Raw genomic sequence first — 17235 nt, 5'->3', positions numbered from 1 at the left:
GCGGAGGCGACCGCCATGGCCATCGACCTGTCGCGCTACTTCGAGCTGATCAAGGACGCCTCGCTCGTGCGCGTCCGCGGTCGCGTCACCGAGCTGACCGGACTGGTCATCAAGGCGAGCGTGCCCAACGTCCGCGTGGGCGAGCTGGTCCTCATCAAGAGCCGCACGCGCGGCGCCGTGAAGGCCGAGGTCGTGGGCTTCCAGGGCGACGAGGTCATGCTGATGCCCCTGGGCGAGCTGTTCGGCATCGGCCCCGACAGCGAGGTCATCCCCACCGGGCGCCCCTTGAGCATCAAGTGCGGCGAGGGGCTCCTGGGGCGCGTGCTCAACGGCATCGGCGAGCCCATGGACGGCAGCCCCCTGCCGGAAGGGATGATCGACTGGTCCGTGGACCGCGACTGTCCGGACCCCTTCACGCGCCAGCGCATCGAGCGCCCGTTGCCCCTGGGCGTGCGCTGCATCGACGGCCTGCTGACGGTGGGCGAGGGCCAGCGCGTGGGACTCTTCGCCGGCTCCGGCGTCGGTAAGTCCACCCTCATGGGGCAGATCGCCCGCAACACCCAAGCCGACCTCTGCGTCGTCGCGCTGATCGGCGAGCGTGGTCGCGAGGTTCGCGAGTTCATCGAAGACGCCATGGGCGAGGAGGGCATGAAGCGCTCCGTGCTCGTGTGCGCCACGTCGGATCAGCCGAGCCTCGTGCGCTTGCGCGCCGCCTACGTCGCCACGGCCATCGCCGAGTACTTCCGCGAGCGGGGCGGCAACGTGCTGTTCATGCTCGACACGGTGACGCGTCTGGCGCGTGCCCAGCGTGAGATTGGCCTCGCGGTGGGCGAGCCGCCGGCCCGCCAGGGCTACCCGCCCAGTGTGTTCTCCATGCTGCCGCGCATCCTGGAGCGCACGGGCAACTCGGAGAAGGGCAAGTGCACCGCCATCTACACGTGCCTCGTGGCCGGCGGTGACATGGAGGAGCCCATCGCGGACGAGGTCCGCGGTATTCTCGACGGCCACTTCATCCTCAACCGCGCCCTGGGCGAGCGAAACCAGTGGCCCGCCATGGACGTGCTGGCCAGCCTCAGCCGTGTGATGAGCGGCATCGTCTCCAAGGACCACAAGAAGGCGGCCGGGAAGCTGCGCGAGACGCTCGCCACCTACGAGAAGCAGCGCGACCTCATCCTGCTGGGCGCCTACCAGTCCGGCGCGGACGCGCGCACCGACTACGCCATCGAGAAGTACGACTCCATCATCGAGTTCCTCAAGCAGGACACCCACTCGAACTCGGCCTACGAGGACACGGTGGAGCAGCTCATCCAGCTGTTCCAGGACTGAGGGACCCCTTCCGTCCACGGGGAGGCCCGCGCGCGCCGCAATCCGGGATAGGATGGGGACCCCATGCCCCCGTATCGGTTGCAAGCCCTGTTGGACATGCGCACCAAGGCCAAGGAGGAGGCGGAGCAGGCCTTCTCCGCCGCCCTCAAGGTCTTGGAGAAGGAGAAGGTCGAGCAGCAGCGCCTGGAGGCCGACCTGGAGCGCCGCAAGCGTGAGCGCAAGGCGCGCGTGGCCGAGTACCTCCAGCAGGTCATGGCCAAGGGCGCCGGCATCAACGGCATGAACCTGATGAACCGGTTCGAGGAGCGCCTCAAGGACGACGAGGCGCAGGTGGCGCTCCAGATTGATCACCAGAAGGAACTGGTGAAGGCCGCCGAACGGGCCGTGGAGCAGCGCCGGTACGTCATGGCCGAGGCCGCCAAGGAGCTGAAGGCCATCGAGAAGAACAAGGAGACCTGGCAGAAACAGGTCCGGGCCGAGCGCCAGCAGCGCGAGGAGCTGACGCAGGAGGAGATTGGCAATGCCTTGTTCCTGGCACGCCAGCGCAAGTAACCTCCCCGCGCTCCCCTCGTACCCGGGTATGACGCCATGAGCCGAGTCGACGACGATCGCGATGCAGCGAGGCTGGCCGAGCGCCTCATCCAGGAGCGCAAGCTCGCCGAGGCCAAGACCAAGAAGCGCCAGGAAGGCGAGTCCGTCTTCTCCAAGCTCGTCCAGCAGGGACAGGCCGAGAAGGCCACCCAGACGCACCAGCCCCAGGGCCTGGCCCGGGCGGTGCTCGCGCGCGCCACGCAGAGCGGCTTGACGCAGGGGAAGACCTTCGACGAGCGCGTGGCCCAGAAGCAGTCTGGCGAGGCCGAGCGCGCCAACCAGGGCGGCAAGTCCCAGACGGAGAGCACCTCGGGGCGCGAGGGGACGAGCAGCGCCAGCCAGCAGGCCTCCGCCAACGCGAGCAGCGCCGAGGCGCGCGCCGAGTCCCGTCACGTCGAGTCGCGTGAGGACCGCCGCAGCACCGAGACCCGCGACGGTGACCTGTCCAAGGCGAGCGCCAGCGCCGGACGCGCCAGCTCGGAGAAGGGCGAACTCAAGGCCGAGTCGGACTCGGGCGGGAGCAAGGGCGGCGGCGGGGGCGGCAAGGACGGCAAGAAGGAGGGCGGCGGCGAGGTGGCCGCGGGGTTCCGCTTCAATCCGGCGCTGATGGCGCCCGTGCCAGTGGCCAAGCCCAAGCCGTCCGCGGCGGGCTCGGAGCGGTTGCGCGCGATGGCGAGTGAGATCGCCCAGAAGATCGTGGAGCGCGTGCGCATTGGCACCAACGCGGCGGGCAACGCGGAGTTCCAGCTCGACCTGCGCGGCGATGTGCTCAACGGCCTGTCCATCAAGGTCAGTGCGCGCAACGGGAAGATCAGCGCGGTCTTCAGCGGCAGCGATCGCCAGGTGCTGAAGATGCTGGAGGAGCAAGGTGAGGGCCTGCGCAGCGCGCTGGGCGGCCGCGGCCTGACCTTGGAGCAGCTGAAGTTCGAGGCCAAGGCATGAGCATGGGCGGGCCCGACGAGGAGCCGGGAGTCAACGAGCGCACCATGCTGGTGGACCTCCGGAAGCTGCGGCCTCCGGAGAAGGCGTGGCGGCCCTTCACGTTCCAGAACCTGGAGAAGGTGTCGCGCGAGCAGGGCCTCCTGGCGGAGCGCCTGCGCTGGTTGCAGCCCGCCGAGGGAACGCTGGCGGCGGTGGCCGCGCGCCTCAAGGCCCTCTTCGACGTCGAGGTGCGCCTGTCGGTGGAGTCCGTGCAGGTGCGGCCCATGGCGGAGCTGCGCCGGTTCCTGGGCGACCCCGCGTTCCTCGCGGTGCTGGCTCCGGGCGCCCTCAAGGGCCGCGCCGTCATGGAAGTCGAGCTGGCCCTGGCGCACGCCACCGTGGACCTGCTCCTGGGGGGCGCCGGTGAGACGGTGGGCCTGAGGCCGCTGACGGACATCGAGGAGGGCGTGATGGGCTACGTCATCCTCGAGGCGCTCAAGGTGCTGTCGCCCGGACTCCAGCCCGGAGTGCCCCGGCCTCGGCTGGATGGCATGTCGCGAGGCGTGGATGAGGTCTCCGCGCGGCTCGGTGAGGACGGCCCCATGTTGGCCGTGCACCTGCAAGCGTCGCTCGGGGCGCACTCCGGGATGATTCGCTTCGTGGTGCCGTCCGCGGTGCTGGCGGCGGCCGAGCCCACCGTGGAGAGCGAGCAGCGGCGGACCCAGGCCCGGGCGGACTGGGCGGCCCATGCCCGGCGGCTGTCCACACTGCGGGACTGGTTGCGCGCGGAGATTGGCGTGGCGGAGATCTCCGGCCAGGACCTGGCGAGCCTCCGCGTCAAGGACGTGCTGCTGGTGGACGCGCTGTCGGCGCGGCCCGACCGGGGCGAGAACGGCACCGCGGAGCTGCGGTTGGGCTCGGGGCGCGCTGGCTACATGGCCGCCGAGGTCATCCTCGAGGACGGGCAGTACCAGGCGCGCATCACGGACGTCATCCTCGGAGAGCCGGGCCACCCGCGCGCGGTGGTGGAGGCCGAGGGGGGCGCGCAGGGCGAAGAAGACGAGGAGTTCACCAACCCGGAGCTGGACATGCCTCCGGAACTCGAAGGGGCGGCCTTGGACGACGTGAACAAGCCGGAGGGAAGCGACTTGTTGGGCGATGTGCCCTTGCAGGTCGCCGTGGAGCTGGCGCGGGTGCCGGTCACCGCCGAGCAGGTGGTGGGGCTGCGCTCGGGTCAGGTCATCGAGCTGCACCGCGGGCCGGGTGAGCCCGTGGAGCTGTCCGTCAACGGCAAGGTCGTGGCGCGAGGCGAGCTGGTCGAGATGGAGGGCCAGCTTGGCGTGCGGATCCTCTCCCTGGCGGGGTGAGCCGGGTGGACCCGGGCAGGCGGCCAGGACCGCTCGGGAAGGGTGGGGGACCGTGGCGGTCCGTCGTCCGGTGAACTAGGCTCGCCCCCCAGCCATGGCAGTGTTCCGTCTCTTCTTGTCGCGCCTGTCGATCGGCGCCGCGCTGGTGCTCGCTCCGTCGGGTGTGCTGGCTCAGGCCCCCGCCCCCGGCGCATCCGCGGCCCGTCCCTCGGTCCCCACCCCTGTGCCCACGGCCGTCGTGGATGCGGGTGTCGGTGAAGCGCATGCGCCAGCAAGTGCCCCAGTGGCCTCGCCCGCCGCGGTGGATGGGGCGAACTCGGCGGCGGCGCGCCAGGCGGAGCTGGCCCAGGAGCTGGGCGCGGGCGCGCCTCCCGGCGTGAGCGAGGAGCCCGAGAGTCTCGCGTGGACGCTGGTGCGCACGCTGGCCGTGCTCGGCGCGGTGGTGGCGTCCATCTACCTGACGCTGAACGTGGGCCTGCGCCGGCTGATGGGCTTGCAGGGCGTGCCCATGGGGCGTCCCTCGGTCATCTCGGTGCTGGAGCGCGTCCCGTTGGATCAGCGCCGCACGCTGTTCGTGGTGAAGGCCGCGGACGAATACCTGCTCGTGGGCGGCGGAGGCGGCGAGAGCGGCCTCCAGTTGTTGTCGAAGTTGGACCGGGAGGCCGTGGAGCGCATCCGCGCCGAGCGCCCGCCCTCCAACGTGGTGTCCCTGAGTCCCTTCCTCCAGAAGCTCCTCTCCCGCCGGACCGGTGGCTCGACGCCGCCGGGAGTCTGAAGGTCGTCACGTGAACTCCTCGTCGCCCGCAGCCCGCCGTGTCTCCCGCGTCTCGCCGTGGCTGTTCGCGGCCGCTGTCTCGCTGCACCCCCTCGTCGCGCTGGCGGCCAAGAAGCCCGGCGCAGGAGGGCCGGTGGTTCCGGACCACGTCGTCAACGAGACGGTGAGCTCCGACTCCTTCACGTCGCGCCCACTCATCCTCGTCCTGGCGCTCGCGGCGCTGTCGCTGGTGCCGTTCGCGCTGATGATGGTCACCAGCTTCGTGAAGATTTCCGTGGTGCTCTCCATCGTCCGCTCGGCGCTGGGCACCCAGCAGATTCCGCCCACCCAGGTCATCACCGGCCTGGCGGTCATCCTCACCGTCTACATCATGGCCCCGGTGGGACAGGAGATGTACCGGGCGGGTGGTGTGGACATCTGGGCGCGGGGGCCCGGGGTCTTCTCCTCGGAGACGGTGGGCACCATGCTCAGCGCGGCGGACCGCTCCAAGGAGCCTCTGCGCGACTTCCTCTTGAAGAAGGTCACCCTGAAGGACCGCACGCTCTTCTACAGCCTCGCCAAGAAGATGCGGAAGGAGGAGGACCGCCAGGACGTGCAGGAGAAGGACTTCATGGTCATCGTCCCGGCCTTCGTCGTCTCCGAGCTGAAGGAGTCCTTCCAGATCGGCTTCTTGCTCTTCGTGCCGTTCATCGTCATCGACATGGTGGTGGCCAACATCCTGCTCGCCCTGGGCATGCACATGTTGTCGCCCACGACCATCTCCATGCCCTTCAAGCTGCTGCTCTTCGTGCTCGTGGATGGCTGGTACCTCATCGCCAAGGGCCTGGTCATCGGCTACCTGTAAGGAGCACTCGCCCCCATGAATCAGCTCACGGTCGTCACCCAGGAGGCGCTGTTCCTGGTGCTCGTCGTCTCGGCGCCGCCGGTGCTCATCAGCTTGCTGGTGGGCTTCCTCATCTCGCTGTTCCAGGCCACCACGCAGATTCAAGAGCAGACGCTCACGTTCGCGCCCAAGGTCATCATCGTCTTCGGAGTGCTGGCGATGACGGGGCCGTGGATTGGCAGTCAGCTGCTGCGCTTCACGTTCCACGTGTTTGACCGGTTCCCGGCCCTCATTTCCCGATGAACGTCGCGGAAGCCCTCGCCCAGCTGAGCGGGCGCACCAACCTCTCGCTCGTCATCTTCACGGTGGCGCTGGTGATGTGCCGGGTGATGCCCGTGCTCATCTTCAGCCCCTTCCTGGGCGGAGAGGTTGTCCCGTCCGAAGTGAAGATGGGCGTGGGCCTGCTGCTCGCCGTCGTGCTCTTCCCGGTGGCCAGCGAGGGCATGGAGAACATCCCCGTCCGCGCGCTGCCGTACATGGCGCTGCTGATCAAAGAGGTCTTCCTCGGGATGGCGCTGGCGTTCATCGTCAACACCGTCTTTGACGCGGCCCGCGTGGCGGGGACGCTCGCGGACACCATGGCGGGCAGCAACAACGCACAGCTCTACGTGCCGCAGCTCGGCCAGCAGGTCTCGCTCTTCTCCAGCCTCAACGTGCAGCTGTCCGTGGTGCTGTTCCTCACCTTGGATGGCCACCACATGGTCATCCGGGCGCTGGCGGAGAGCTTCATGACGGTGCCGTTGTACGGCTTCCCTCACTTCAGCCACGGCATCTGGCCGTTCTTCAACGTCATCATGCGCGTGTTCGCGGACCTGCTGAAGGTGAGCCTCGCGCTGGCCGCGCCGTCCATGCTGGCCACGTTCCTCACGGACCTGGCGCTGGGGGCCATCAACCGCGTGGCGCCGCAGATTCAGGTCTTCTTCATTTCCATGTCCATCAAGCCGCTGGTGGGCGTGCTCATCGCGTTCATCGCCATCCAGCTCGTCATCGAGCGGATGCAGACGGAGATGGCCGGCATGCTGCGCATGCTGCAGGACGCCATCCGGCTGCTCGCCTAGGCGCTCCCGAGGGCTCTTCCATGTCCGACGAGAGTGGCGACAAGACAGAAGAACCGTCGCAAAAGAAGCTCGATGACGCGCGCAAGAAGGGTCAGGTCTGGAAGAGCAAGGACCTGACTGGCGTGGCCGTGTTCATCGCGGGCCTGGGCATCGTGAAGGGCACGTGGAGTTCGGTGGAGCAGGAAGTCACCTCGCTGTTCCACTTCACGTTCGATCACATCGCGCATCCCGAGACGCTGGCCGAGGCGACCTCGCAGTCGCTGTATCTGGCGGTGCGGACGCTGCTCGTGCTCACGGTTCCGGTGGCCGGTGGCGCGGCGGTGATGGGGGGCCTGCTGGAGTTTCTCCAGGTGGGCTCGCTCTTCACCATGGATCCGCTGATCCCCAAGTTCGACAAGCTCAACCCGTTGGCCGGCTTGAAGAACATGTTCAACAAGAAGGCCATCGTCGAGCTGCTCAAGAACCTCATCAAGATCACCGTCGCGGCCTACGTCGTCTACGGCGTCGTGCGTGACGCGATGCCCCTGGTGGTGGAGACGGTGCGTCAGGACACGCGCGCCATCATGGGCATCATGGGCGAGCTGGTGTACCGGGTCTGCGTTCGCATCGGCCTCCTGTTCCTCCTCTTCGGCATCTTCGACATCTGGTGGCAGCGCAAGTCCTTCATGAAGGACATGATGATGACGAAGGAGGAGGTGAAGAAGGAGTACAAGGAGAGCGAGGGCGACCCCCACCACAAGGCCAAGCGCAAGGAACTCCATCAGGAGATCATGGAGGGCGCGCAGATGGAGGCCGTGAAGGACGCGGACGTCATCGTGACCAACCCGGACCACGTCGCCGTGGCGCTCAAGTACGACCGGGACGCGGACGGCGCGCCTCGGGTGCTGGCCAAGGGCATGGACTCGCGGGCCGAGCGCATCAAGGCCCTTGCCCGGGAGGCGGACGTGCCCGCCCTGCGCAACGTTCCCCTGGCCCACGCGCTCCTGCGCGTGGAGGTGGGCCATGAGGTCCCCGAGGAGCTGTATGACGCGGTGGCCGAGGTCCTCAACTTCGTCTACGGGTTGAAGAACCCGTCGCCGGCCGCGCGCGCGTGAGCGGCCATGCGGCTATCATCGCCATCCAGAAGAGGGCGCCATGAGCAGTGAAGACGAGGCCGAGCTTGCGATCGCGCTCAAGTACGACAAGCAGACCGACGGCGCCCCTCGCGTCGTGGCCAAGGGGATGCGCCTCAAGGCGGAGAAGATCCGTGAGATTGCCAAGCAGTACGGCATCCCCGTCATGCGCAACGTGTCCCTGGCCAACGCCCTGTATCGGGTGGACGTGGGACAAGAGGTTCCCGAAGAGCTGTATGACGCGGTCGCCGAGGTCCTCAACTTCGTCTTCGCCCTCCAGAATGAGCAGGCGGGCGGGAGCTGAACGGGACTGGACGCCACCCCCCCACCTGGAGTGAGGTTCTCCCACCATGTCCAGAATCAACAACCAGCCTCCCAAGGCGCCCCTGTGGCCCTGGGGGGGACCTCGCAGCGTGCGCGAGCGGCTGGTGGATCCGGCCCAGCTCGAGCGCAAGAAGCTTCGCAAGGCGGGCAACCCGAAGAACCCGGCCCTGGCCTCCGCGGCCCTGCTGGACTTCATCGGGCCGGCGCACTCCTCCGAGGAGCTGCGGCTGCCGCTGCCACCGCACCCCGAGGGGCACGACGCGGACCTGGAGGGCTTCAGTGACCGGCCCCAACTGGCCAGCGTGGCGGGCCGAGGCGATGGCGATCAGCGCCGGATGCTGGAGCGCGGACTCTCCAAGGTGAACGCGCCGCCGGACCGCCTGGACCGCCTCAAGGCGCTGCTCAGCCGCGAGTCCGCCATGCTCAACCTGGTGGGCCAGGTGAACAGCGAGACGCAGGAGATCCTCCGCCGCATGTGGGCGGAGCAGAAGGACGAGGGCTTCTGAGCATGGCGGTGCTGGACCCGGAGAATCCCCAGGACGAGGCGAAGCTCGTCGCGTCGCTGCAGCGGTGGGCCGATGGCAAGGCCACGCTGCGCGACGTCCGCGGCTACTCGGACGAGGAGCTGCACGCCATCGCCAAGACGGCCTACTACTTCTTCTACCAAGGCCGGGTGAGCGAGGCGCGCACGCTCTTCCAGGGGCTGTATGCGGTGAACCCCACCGACGTGTACTTCGCCAAGGCGCTGGGCGTGGTGGAGATGGCCGCTGGAAACGGGCAGGGCGCGCTGGCCGCCTTTGACGTCGCCGCCAAGCTCGCCCCGCAGGACGCCTCTGTCTACGTCGGGCGCGCCGAGGTCAAGCTGGCCATGGGCCAGAAGCAGCAGGCCATGGAGGACCTGCGGCGTGCCGCGGCAATGACCCCGCAGGACGATCCCGTCATCCGCAAGGCCGGCGCCATGCTCTCCGCCCTCGGGCGTCGGTGAGCGGACGCGCGAATGAATGTGAGTCCAGGATAGTCTGTTAAGCTTGGAGTAATCACCTCAACCCATTGGAGAGGCAATGACCACCCCGACGAATGCCAAGCAGCCCCCGCCGCTTCCGCCGGAGCCGCCGGAGCTGGCCGTGAAGCGCGAGAAGCTGCTGGTCGACCTGGAGGCCCAGGCCAAGGTGGCCACGGGGACCTTCCAGCAGGTCCTGCGCAACATGCGCAAGCTGGTGGCCGCGACGGCCCCCACGGCGCCGCTGGATCAGCAGCTCTACGGTGACGTGAAGGACGCGCTCAACCGCTTCATGAAGGACCCCATCCTGCCGCCGCCGCCCATCCTCGGCCAGGTGGTGGAGTACCTCCAGTACCGCATCACCACCTACGGCATGACCATCCAGACGGCGGTCATGCAGATGAACCCGGAGATCGGCGCGAAGCTGGCGATCACGCCTCCCGCGGGTGCCGCGCCCGCCGCCCCGGCTCCGGCCGCCGGCAACCGTCCGGCGACGGGGGCCAAGGACGGCTTCGAGTCAGGTGGTAAGCGTCCGATGTCGCTGGACGGCACCTCGACCGCGCCTTCGTCTGATCCAAAGGCGGAGCAGCAGCAGCTCGAGTCCTTCAAGGCCTGGATGAAGAACCCGAGCCTCGGAAAGTTGAAGGGTTAGGCGACCAGGGCGCGGCTGGAGACCCGCTGAACGTGGGAAAGAAGAAAACTGGAAAATCCCCACGAAACTCCCAGCGGCGCCCTCGGATAATCTGCTTGTAGCTTCCTCGCGTTCCAAACCACTCGCTGCACTTTCTTGGAGGGTAGAACCATGGCCAGCGGAATGAGCAACATCGTCTCCACCGCCATCTCGACGTCGTCGTCGCAGCGTTCCTCGATGGACGAGATGATCGCCCAGGCTCCCCCCGAGCAGCGCGGCTTCCTGGAGGCGCAGAAGAAGGTTCAGCAGGACTCGCAGGTGATGGAGATGATCACCAACCTGATGAAGAAGATGGACGAGATGGCGAAGGCGGCCATCGGCAACCTGAAGTAATCAGGTTCGAGTCGGCACCTTCCGGCCCTGTGCTGGCGTCCCTTCGGGGAGGCTGGGGCGGGGCCGGCGGCGTTTCGGGGCCCGGGCCGTTCTGGAGCCCCGCGCCCCTGCGGGCTCTGGCTGATCCAGGGGGTAGGGTGAAAAAGGCGGGGAAAATCGGGAGGACGCAACTGCCCCGAGGCTTCACCGATAATCAGTACAAAGCTTCCCAACGCATCTCGAATCCAGAGGGTAAAAATCATGGCCAGCGGAATGAGCAACATCGTCTCCACCGCCATCTCGACGTCGTCGTCGCAGCGCTCCTCGATGGACGAGATGATCGCCCAGGCCCCGCCGGAGCAGCGCGGCTTCCTGGAGGCGCAGAAGAAGGTTCAGCAGGACTCGCAGGTGATGGAGATGATCACCAACCTGATGAAGAAGATGGACGAGATGGCGAAGGCGGCCATCGGCAACCTGAAGTAATCAGGTTCGAGTCAGCACCTTCCGGCCCTGTTCTGGCGTCCCTTCGGGGAGGCTGGGGCGGGGCCGGCGGCGTTTCGGGGCCCGGACCCCTGGGCGCTCAAGGGGCCCGGCTGATCCACGGCGCGGACAAAAACAAAGAAAAAATATCGAGTACGCAACACTGCGGAGGCCGTTGCGATAACCTCTTCAAAGCTTCTCCACACTTCTCGCAGACAGAGGGCAAATCCATGGCCAGCGGCATGAGCAACATCGTTTCCACCGCCATCTCGACCGCGTCGTCCCAGAAGTCCTCGATGGATGCGATGATCGCCCAGGCCCCGCCGGAGCAGCGTGGCTTCCTGGAGGCGCAGAAGAAGGTTCAGCAGGACTCGCAGGTGATGGAGATGATCACCAACCTGATGAAGAAGATGGACGAGATGGCGAAGGCGGCCATCGGCAACCTGAAGTAATCAGGTTCGAGTCGGCACCTTCCGGCCCTGTTCTGGCGTCCCTCCTGGGGATGCTGGGGCGGGGCCGGCGGCGTTTCGGGGCCCAGCGCCAGCCCGCGTGCCTGCTCGCGTATGTGCCCTGTGGGACTGGCAACTTCTCCGCCAGTCCGAGCGATAATCAGGAAAACGCATCATCGGAAAACGAGGAAGCAATCCATGGCTCCCCCTTCGGTTTCGAGCTCCGCTCCCCGCACCACCGCGACCACGGCGACCAACCGCACCACGCCGGCTCCGAAGTCGAACAGCGCGGATCCGACGGCGGCTTCGCAGGACGCGGTCTTCCAGGCCTACCAGAAGATGATGGAGAGCTCCCCCTCGGAGAGCCTGACGCCGGAGAACCGGGAGCAGTACACCCAGGCGGTCGTCGGCCAGACGAAGAACGCCTACGCCAGCTTCATGGGCAACCTGGGCGAGGCGACGGGCAAGGCGACGCAGGAGAAGATCGACAAGAAGGTCAACGAGTATCTTCGTGACCACCCCAACGCGTCGCTCGACGACATCAAGAAGAACGTGAAGGACATCTACAGCAAGGAGTCCTCCTCGGCCTACATCTTCAAGTCGATCATCGACAAGTCGATGAACGACATCATGGCGAAGGCGAAGGCGCAGGCCGAGCAGTCCTGGTAGCCGGAGAATCGCTTCCGAGTTGCCCCCGTTTGGATGCGCGGGGGCCTCACGCTAGACTCCCGGCCGCTGCTGCCCTCGCCCCGGTGAACGCGCAGATGACGACTGAATCGAAGGACCCCCTGTCGAACGACACCCCGAAGCCGCTCTCCGGCCCCGAGATGCTCGAGCGGGCCACTGAGGGCTTCAACCTGTTCCAGGATGGGCAGTTCAGCGAGTCGCTCGCGATCTTCCAGACGCTGGCGGCCATGGACTCGACGGAGGCGTATTTCCAGACCGCCCTGGGCGCGTGCTACCTGGCGCTCGAGGACCTGGATCAGGCCGTGTCGTATTTCAACCGCGCCATCGAGTTGGATCCCACGGACCTCACGCCGTTCGTGAACCGGGGCGAGGCGTATCTCCGGCAAGGGCGGGTGATGGACGCGGCCCAGGATTTCCAGCACGCCGTGTCGCTGGACCCGGAGAACAAGGACCCCTTGAGCAACCGCGCCCGGATGCTCGCCGCCGCAGCGCTGGAGAGCGCCGAGGAGGCTCAGGCCTCCGACGGTGCCTCGGGCGCCGCCTCCCGTTCCTGAGGTCCAGGAACTTCCTCTCTCCGCCGCGGGCTGCCCCTTGGGGTTGATGGCCCGCGCGGACTAGGATGGCAGCCCGCCGATGGCTACCGCCAACCCGAACAGCTTCCTGTCCAAGTACTCCGACATCGTCCTGGCGATCGTGGTCGTGGCCATCGTCGGGATGATGATCGTCCCGCTGCCCACACTGCTGCTGGACGTGCTGCTGACGCTCAACATCAGCATCTCGGTGGTCCTGCTCCTCATCTCGCTCTACGTGCCCGCCGCGCTGCACCTGTCGGTGTTCCCGACGCTGCTGCTCATCACCACGATGTTCCGGCTGGCACTGACCATCTCCACCACCCGACTCATCCTCCTCACCGGCGACCCGGGTGAGGTGGTCGTGGCGTTCGGAAAGTTCGTGGTGCAGGGCAACTTCATCGTCGGGATGATCATCTTCCTCATCCTGGTGGTGGTGAACTTCATCGTCATCTCGAAGGGCTCGGAGCGCGTGGCCGAAGTGGCCGCCCGCTTCACCCTCGACGCCATGCCCGGCAAGCAGATGTCCATCGACGCGGACCTGCGCGCGGGCGTCATCGATCAGGACCAGGGCAAGAAGAAGCGCCGCGACCTGGAGCGAGAAAGTCAGCTCTTCGGCGCCATGGACGGCGCCATGAAGTTCGTGAAGGGCGACGCCATCGCGTCCATCATCATCACCGTCATCAACATCGTCGGTGGCCTCATCATCGGCGTGACCCAGAAGGGGTTGGCGGTCGGCGACGCGGCGCAGAAGTACACGCTGCTCACCATCGGTGACGGTCTGGTCGGCATGATTCCGGCCATCCTCATCTCCACCTGCGCCGGCATCATCGTGACGCGCGTCGGTGGCGAGGAGGAGGGAGCCCACCTTGGCAAGGACGTGGGCAGCCAGCTCACCGCGTACCCGAAGGCCATCGCCATCGCCTCGGGCATGCTCATCGCGCTCGGCCTCATCCCCGGTCTGCCCAAGATTCCGTTCTTCTTCCTGGGCGCGGGCGCGGGCTTTGGCGCTTGGAAGATGCTGAAGGCGAAGGATGCCGAGGCCGCCGGCGAGGACGCGCCGCCGTCCATGGAGATGGAGAACGGCACGCCGATGTCGTCGGAGCCGGCGCCCAAGGAGTCGATGAATCCGGACTCCGAGCTGTTCATCCCGGTGGTCACGCCCATCGTGCTCGAGGTGTCCGATGCCCTCGTGCCCTACGTGGACTCGCGGCAGGACAACGGCAAGTTCCTCTTCGAGCTCGTCCCGTTCATGCGCGACGGTCTCTTCGTGGAGCTGGGTGTTCGCTTCCCGGGCGTGCGGGCGCGCGGTAACGGCTCGCTGCCGCCGGGCGCGTATCAGATTCAACTCAACGAAGTCCCCATCGTCACGGGCCAGGCCACGCTGGGCCACATCCTGGTCAACGACACGGTGGAGCGCCTGCGGTTGATGAACATCCAGGGCTTCGAGGCGGTGAACCCCGCCACGCGTCAGCCCGCCGCGTGGGTGCCGGAGCAGTACCGCGAGACGCTGGAGGCCGCGGGCCTCACCACGTGGGACGTGCCCGGCTACATCATCCTGCACATGGCCGCGCTGCTGCGGAAGAACGCTCGCGAGTTCGTGGGAGTGCAGGAGACGCAGACGATGCTGGAGCAGTTGGAGAAGGCCTTCCCCGCCATCGTCAAGGAGGTGGTGCCGAAGGTCGTCAACGTGCTCAAGCTGACGGACATCCTGAGCCGCCTGACGGAGGAGGAGATCTCCATCCGCGACCTGCGTGGCATCCTCCAGGCGCTGGCGGAGTACGGGCAGGTGGAGGCGGACAACGTCATGCTCACCGAGCATGTCCGTGCCTCGCTGCGCCGGTACATCTCGCACAAGTACGCGCGTGGAACGGGGACGTTGGTCGTCTACCTGTTGGACCCGCAGATTGAAGAGGCGATCCGCAGCTCCATCAAGCGGACCTCGGCGGGCGCGCACCTCGCGCTGGAGCCGGAGATCGCCGCGGAGATTGTGCAGGCCGTGCGCTCGGAGTGCGGACACCTGCCGCCCAGCGCGCAGCGCCCGGTCATCCTGACCGCCATGGACATCCGGCGCTACGTCCGCAAGCTGCTCGAGTACGAGTTCACGCCGTCGTTCTCCGTGCTCAGCTACCAGGAGCTGTCGCCGGACCTGAACATCCAGCCGGTCGCCCGTATCTCGACCTCGCGGTAGCGCCTCGCGCGATGGCCGGCCCCCTTCGTGGTGGGCCGGCCCGCGCTGCCTCGCGGACTCCAGCCTGTCTCAACACAGGGGAGGTCGCTCGCACGGCCTTCGAGCACGCTGCGTTGCCCGTGTCGTGCTCCGCACGCGTTCATGTGCGAGGCGCTGAAGGCCACGTGCTCGCACGGCCTGCGGGCACGCTGAGGTGTCCGCGTGTGGGCCGTGCTGGCCGCCCAGCACACGTTCATGTGCGAGGCGCCCGTGCGCGCCGCGTGCGGAGCCGGTTTGCGACGCGCGCTGTCCGCGTTCGTGCGGGCGGCGCCGAAGCGCTCAGGCTCCGACGAGCACGGCGATCATCAGGATGAGGAAGACGAGCCCCACGACGCCCATCACGACGAGCGGCACGAGCTTCTGCTTGTCTCCCAGGGCGGCCCGGATGCCGCTGGGGGCGGCGGGCTCGGGCTCGGGCTCCGGGGGGGGCGGCTCGGGCTCGGGGGGCGGCTCCGGGGCGGGTTCTTCCGCGGGCGGGGCGGGCTCCTCGGCGACGGGCTCTGGGGCGGGCTCCTCGGCGACAGGGGCGGACTCTTCGGAAGCCTCCGTGGCCTTGGCGTCGCGGCGCACCGCGGACGGCCGAGGCGGGGAGGGGGCTGGGGCCGGTGCGGCAACATCCGCCGACAGCGAGACGGACTCTTCCGCGGGCTCGGTGGGGTCCACGTAGAGCAGCCGCGTGCTGCCCACCTCCAACTCGTCTCCGTCCTTGAGCGCCTTGCGGTTGACCCGCTTCTTGTTGACGCGAATGCCGTTGCGGCTGCCCAGGTCCTCGACGTGCGTGCCGGACCAGTCGCGGCGAACCTTGGCGTGGCGACGCGAGACGAGGTCGTCCTTCAGGACGATGTCCGCATCCTTGTCGTCCCGGCCGAAGACGAACTCCTTGGCGTCGGAGATCTCGATGCGCTGGCCCTCGCGCGGCCCGTTCATGTAGCGCAGGTAACGCTCGTCCGAGTTGGCCAGCCCGCGCATGACATCCTTCACCATGCCTCGGGCGATGAAGGACGTCTTCTCCGAGCCCGACTCCGCGGCCAGCTCCGTCACGCGCTCGAAGCGCACATCATACTGCGCGACGGCGATGACGTCCCCGTTGCGCAGCAGGCGCTTCTCGCCCTTGGGCAGGGCCTTGCCGTTGATCTGCGTGCCGTAGGCGCTGCCGAGGTCCTCCAGGAAGTAGATGCTTCCCTCCTGGACGATGCGCGCATGGTTGCGCGACACGGCCTGCTGCGGGAGCACGACCTGGCAGGACTTGTCCCGGCCCAGGGTGATGACCGCGTCGTCAAGGACGACCTCGGTGCCTGGGCTCGCCCCTGCGTCGCTGCGCTGCGTGACGGTCAGACGAACGCTCATCGCGAAGAGTCGATACCGGAGGGAACGGGCGGGCCTAGAAGGCGGCGCTGTTGAGGAACTTCTCGCACGTCTGGTACTCGGTAGGGAACTCCTCGGCCGTGCCGTACTTCATGAAGTTCTTGCACGCGGCCTCGGCGTGCGGCTGCTTGTGCGCCTCCGAGAAGATCTGGAAGAGGCCGAAGTGGCAGGGCGCGAACTTCGCGTCCAGCTTCACGCACTTCTTGTAAGCGCTTTCCTCCTCGGAGAGCAGGCCCTTGTCCTTGTACTGCCGCGCGAGCAGATACAGCGCCGGCGCGCTGTTCTCCGCCGTCTGCGTGTCCTTCAGCTCCTTGAGGGCCGAGTCCGTCAGCGCCGCCTTGCGCTGGGCGACCGCCAGGTTGTTGAGACAGCTCGAGTTCTGCTCATCCAGCCGCACGCAGTTGCCGAAGGCCTCGCGGGCCTCGACGAAGCGGCTCTGGTCCAACAGCACCGTGCCCAGGTCGTGCCACACTTCCGACGCGTCCGGGGTCAGCTGCGCGGCCTGGGCGAGGTGGTCCGCGGCCGTGTCCAGGTCGTGCTCCTGGAAGGCGATGATGCCCAGGTTGTGGTGCGCGTTGGAGACGTTCGGATTGACGGCGAGGATGGTGTTGAACTCCTTCTTCGCCTTGTCCAGCTTGTCCATCTTCATGAAGGTGAGCCCGAGGTCGTAACGCGACTCCAGGTTGTCCGGGTTCACCTGCAGGGCGCGGCGGAAGTTGTCGTGCGCCTTCCCGTAGGCGCCTTCCTCCAAGTAGATGGTGCCCAGGTTCTGGTACGACTGAAGGTGCTCCTGGTTGTAGCGCAGGGCCTTGATGAAATACTCCTTGGCCCGCTTCTTGTCGTCGAGGGCCATGGCGATGATGCCCTTGTTCGCCCAGAGGTCCGCGTACTGCGGCGAGAACTCCAGACCGAGATCGCAGTAGACGGTCGCGCGCTGGTAGTCCCCCTTTTGGAGCTCCTGGGCGCACAGCTCGTTGTTGATCAACGCCCGTTCATGCGGCGGAGGGGTATTCAAGCAAGCAGCCAAGGGCAGCATGGCGGCGACCGACAGCGCGAGGACAAGGCGGTGAAGACGCATGGCGGGCAGAGTGTAGG

At 67.3% G+C, this 17235-nt stretch carries 21 protein-coding genes; 19 read left to right on the top strand and 2 right to left on the bottom strand.

The window, feature by feature from the left end:
* Positions 1 to 15 precede the first annotated feature (15 nt).
* From sctN to sctV, 19 genes are all read left to right on the top strand, one after another.
* Positions 16 to 1326, top strand: coding sequence for a type III secretion system ATPase SctN (gene sctN, locus KRR26_RS05275; protein ID WP_120201414.1), 1311 nt, complete (start codon positions 16 to 18; stop codon positions 1324 to 1326).
* 63 nt (positions 1327 to 1389) lie between these two features.
* Positions 1390 to 1878: a flagellar assembly protein FliH gene (locus KRR26_RS05270; protein ID WP_120201412.1), complete on the top strand. Its 489-nt coding sequence runs from the start codon at positions 1390 to 1392 to the stop codon at positions 1876 to 1878.
* 36 nt (positions 1879 to 1914) lie between these two features.
* Complete coding sequence (locus tag KRR26_RS05265) at positions 1915 to 2859, top strand: flagellar hook-length control protein FliK (RefSeq protein ID WP_120201410.1); 945 nt, start codon at positions 1915 to 1917, stop codon at positions 2857 to 2859.
* Positions 2856 to 4205: a type III secretion system cytoplasmic ring protein SctQ gene (gene sctQ, locus KRR26_RS05260; RefSeq protein WP_217079249.1), complete on the top strand. Its 1350-nt coding sequence runs from the start codon at positions 2856 to 2858 to the stop codon at positions 4203 to 4205. The genes KRR26_RS05265 and sctQ overlap by 4 nt, the downstream gene beginning before the upstream one ends.
* A gap of 94 nt (positions 4206 to 4299) precedes the next feature.
* Complete coding sequence (locus KRR26_RS05255) at positions 4300 to 4980, top strand: flagellar biosynthetic protein FliO (RefSeq protein WP_217079248.1); 681 nt, start codon at positions 4300 to 4302, stop codon at positions 4978 to 4980.
* Between the two features lie 10 nt (positions 4981 to 4990).
* Complete coding sequence (gene sctR / locus KRR26_RS05250; protein ID WP_217079247.1) at positions 4991 to 5824, top strand: type III secretion system export apparatus subunit SctR; 834 nt, start codon at positions 4991 to 4993, stop codon at positions 5822 to 5824.
* A gap of 15 nt (positions 5825 to 5839) precedes the next feature.
* Positions 5840 to 6106: a flagellar biosynthesis protein FliQ gene (gene fliQ, locus KRR26_RS05245; protein ID WP_120201402.1), complete on the top strand. Its 267-nt coding sequence runs from the start codon at positions 5840 to 5842 to the stop codon at positions 6104 to 6106.
* Positions 6103 to 6921 carry a flagellar biosynthetic protein FliR gene (locus KRR26_RS05240; protein ID WP_120201400.1) on the top strand — a complete coding sequence of 273 codons (819 nt, stop codon included), beginning with the start codon at positions 6103 to 6105 and terminating at the stop codon, positions 6919 to 6921. The genes fliQ and KRR26_RS05240 overlap by 4 nt, the downstream gene beginning before the upstream one ends.
* A gap of 20 nt (positions 6922 to 6941) precedes the next feature.
* Positions 6942 to 8015, top strand: a complete 1074-nt coding sequence (sctU, locus tag KRR26_RS05235) for a type III secretion system export apparatus subunit SctU (protein WP_120201398.1) — start codon at positions 6942 to 6944, stop codon at positions 8013 to 8015.
* Positions 8016 to 8055: 40 nt separating this feature from the next.
* The gene (locus KRR26_RS05230) at positions 8056 to 8337 is read left to right on the top strand and encodes an EscU/YscU/HrcU family type III secretion system export apparatus switch protein (protein WP_120201396.1); all 282 of its coding nucleotides are present in this window, start codon (positions 8056 to 8058) and stop codon (positions 8335 to 8337) included.
* Positions 8338 to 8383: 46 nt separating this feature from the next.
* Positions 8384 to 8863, top strand: a complete 480-nt coding sequence (locus KRR26_RS05225) for a hypothetical protein (protein WP_120201393.1) — start codon at positions 8384 to 8386, stop codon at positions 8861 to 8863.
* Between the two features lie 2 nt (positions 8864 to 8865).
* Positions 8866 to 9342 (top strand): SycD/LcrH family type III secretion system chaperone, encoded by a 477-nt coding sequence (locus KRR26_RS05220; protein ID WP_120201391.1) that lies wholly within the window; start codon positions 8866 to 8868, stop codon positions 9340 to 9342.
* A gap of 76 nt (positions 9343 to 9418) precedes the next feature.
* A complete protein-coding gene (locus tag KRR26_RS05215; RefSeq protein WP_120201389.1) occupies positions 9419 to 10009 on the top strand; it encodes a hypothetical protein in 591 nt (196 codons plus the stop codon).
* Between the two features lie 150 nt (positions 10010 to 10159).
* Entirely contained in the window at positions 10160 to 10381 is a 222-nt protein-coding gene (locus KRR26_RS05210) for a hypothetical protein (protein ID WP_120201387.1), read from the top strand.
* 240 nt (positions 10382 to 10621) lie between these two features.
* Positions 10622 to 10843 carry a hypothetical protein gene (locus tag KRR26_RS05205; RefSeq protein ID WP_120201387.1) on the top strand — a complete coding sequence of 74 codons (222 nt, stop codon included), beginning with the start codon at positions 10622 to 10624 and terminating at the stop codon, positions 10841 to 10843.
* A 239-nt stretch (positions 10844 to 11082) separates the two neighbouring features.
* Entirely contained in the window at positions 11083 to 11292 is a 210-nt protein-coding gene (locus tag KRR26_RS05200) for a hypothetical protein (protein ID WP_147422845.1), read from the top strand.
* A gap of 195 nt (positions 11293 to 11487) precedes the next feature.
* The gene (locus KRR26_RS05195; protein ID WP_120201380.1) at positions 11488 to 11958 is read left to right on the top strand and encodes a hypothetical protein; all 471 of its coding nucleotides are present in this window, start codon (positions 11488 to 11490) and stop codon (positions 11956 to 11958) included.
* Positions 11959 to 12053: 95 nt separating this feature from the next.
* Positions 12054 to 12530, top strand: coding sequence for a tetratricopeptide repeat protein (locus KRR26_RS05190; RefSeq protein ID WP_120201378.1), 477 nt, complete (start codon positions 12054 to 12056; stop codon positions 12528 to 12530).
* A 79-nt stretch (positions 12531 to 12609) separates the two neighbouring features.
* Entirely contained in the window at positions 12610 to 14736 is a 2127-nt protein-coding gene (gene sctV, locus KRR26_RS05185) for a type III secretion system export apparatus subunit SctV (protein ID WP_217079246.1), read from the top strand.
* Positions 14737 to 15054: 318 nt separating this feature from the next.
* Here sctV and KRR26_RS05180 read toward each other — a convergent pair whose 3' ends face one another.
* Together KRR26_RS05180 and KRR26_RS05175 are read right to left on the bottom strand one after the other, a co-directional pair.
* Positions 15055 to 16122, bottom strand: coding sequence for an FHA domain-containing protein (locus tag KRR26_RS05180; protein WP_217079245.1), 1068 nt, complete (start codon positions 16120 to 16122; stop codon positions 15055 to 15057).
* A 34-nt stretch (positions 16123 to 16156) separates the two neighbouring features.
* Positions 16157 to 17155, bottom strand: a complete 999-nt coding sequence (locus KRR26_RS05175) for a tetratricopeptide repeat protein (protein WP_321202737.1) — start codon at positions 17153 to 17155, stop codon at positions 16157 to 16159.
* Positions 17156 to 17235 lie beyond the last annotated feature (80 nt).

The sequence above is a fragment of the Citreicoccus inhibens genome (assembly GCF_019039035.1).
Taxonomy (GTDB): domain Bacteria; phylum Myxococcota; class Myxococcia; order Myxococcales; family Myxococcaceae; genus Citreicoccus; species Citreicoccus inhibens.
This window is presented reverse-complemented; position numbering and strand designations above follow the sequence as displayed.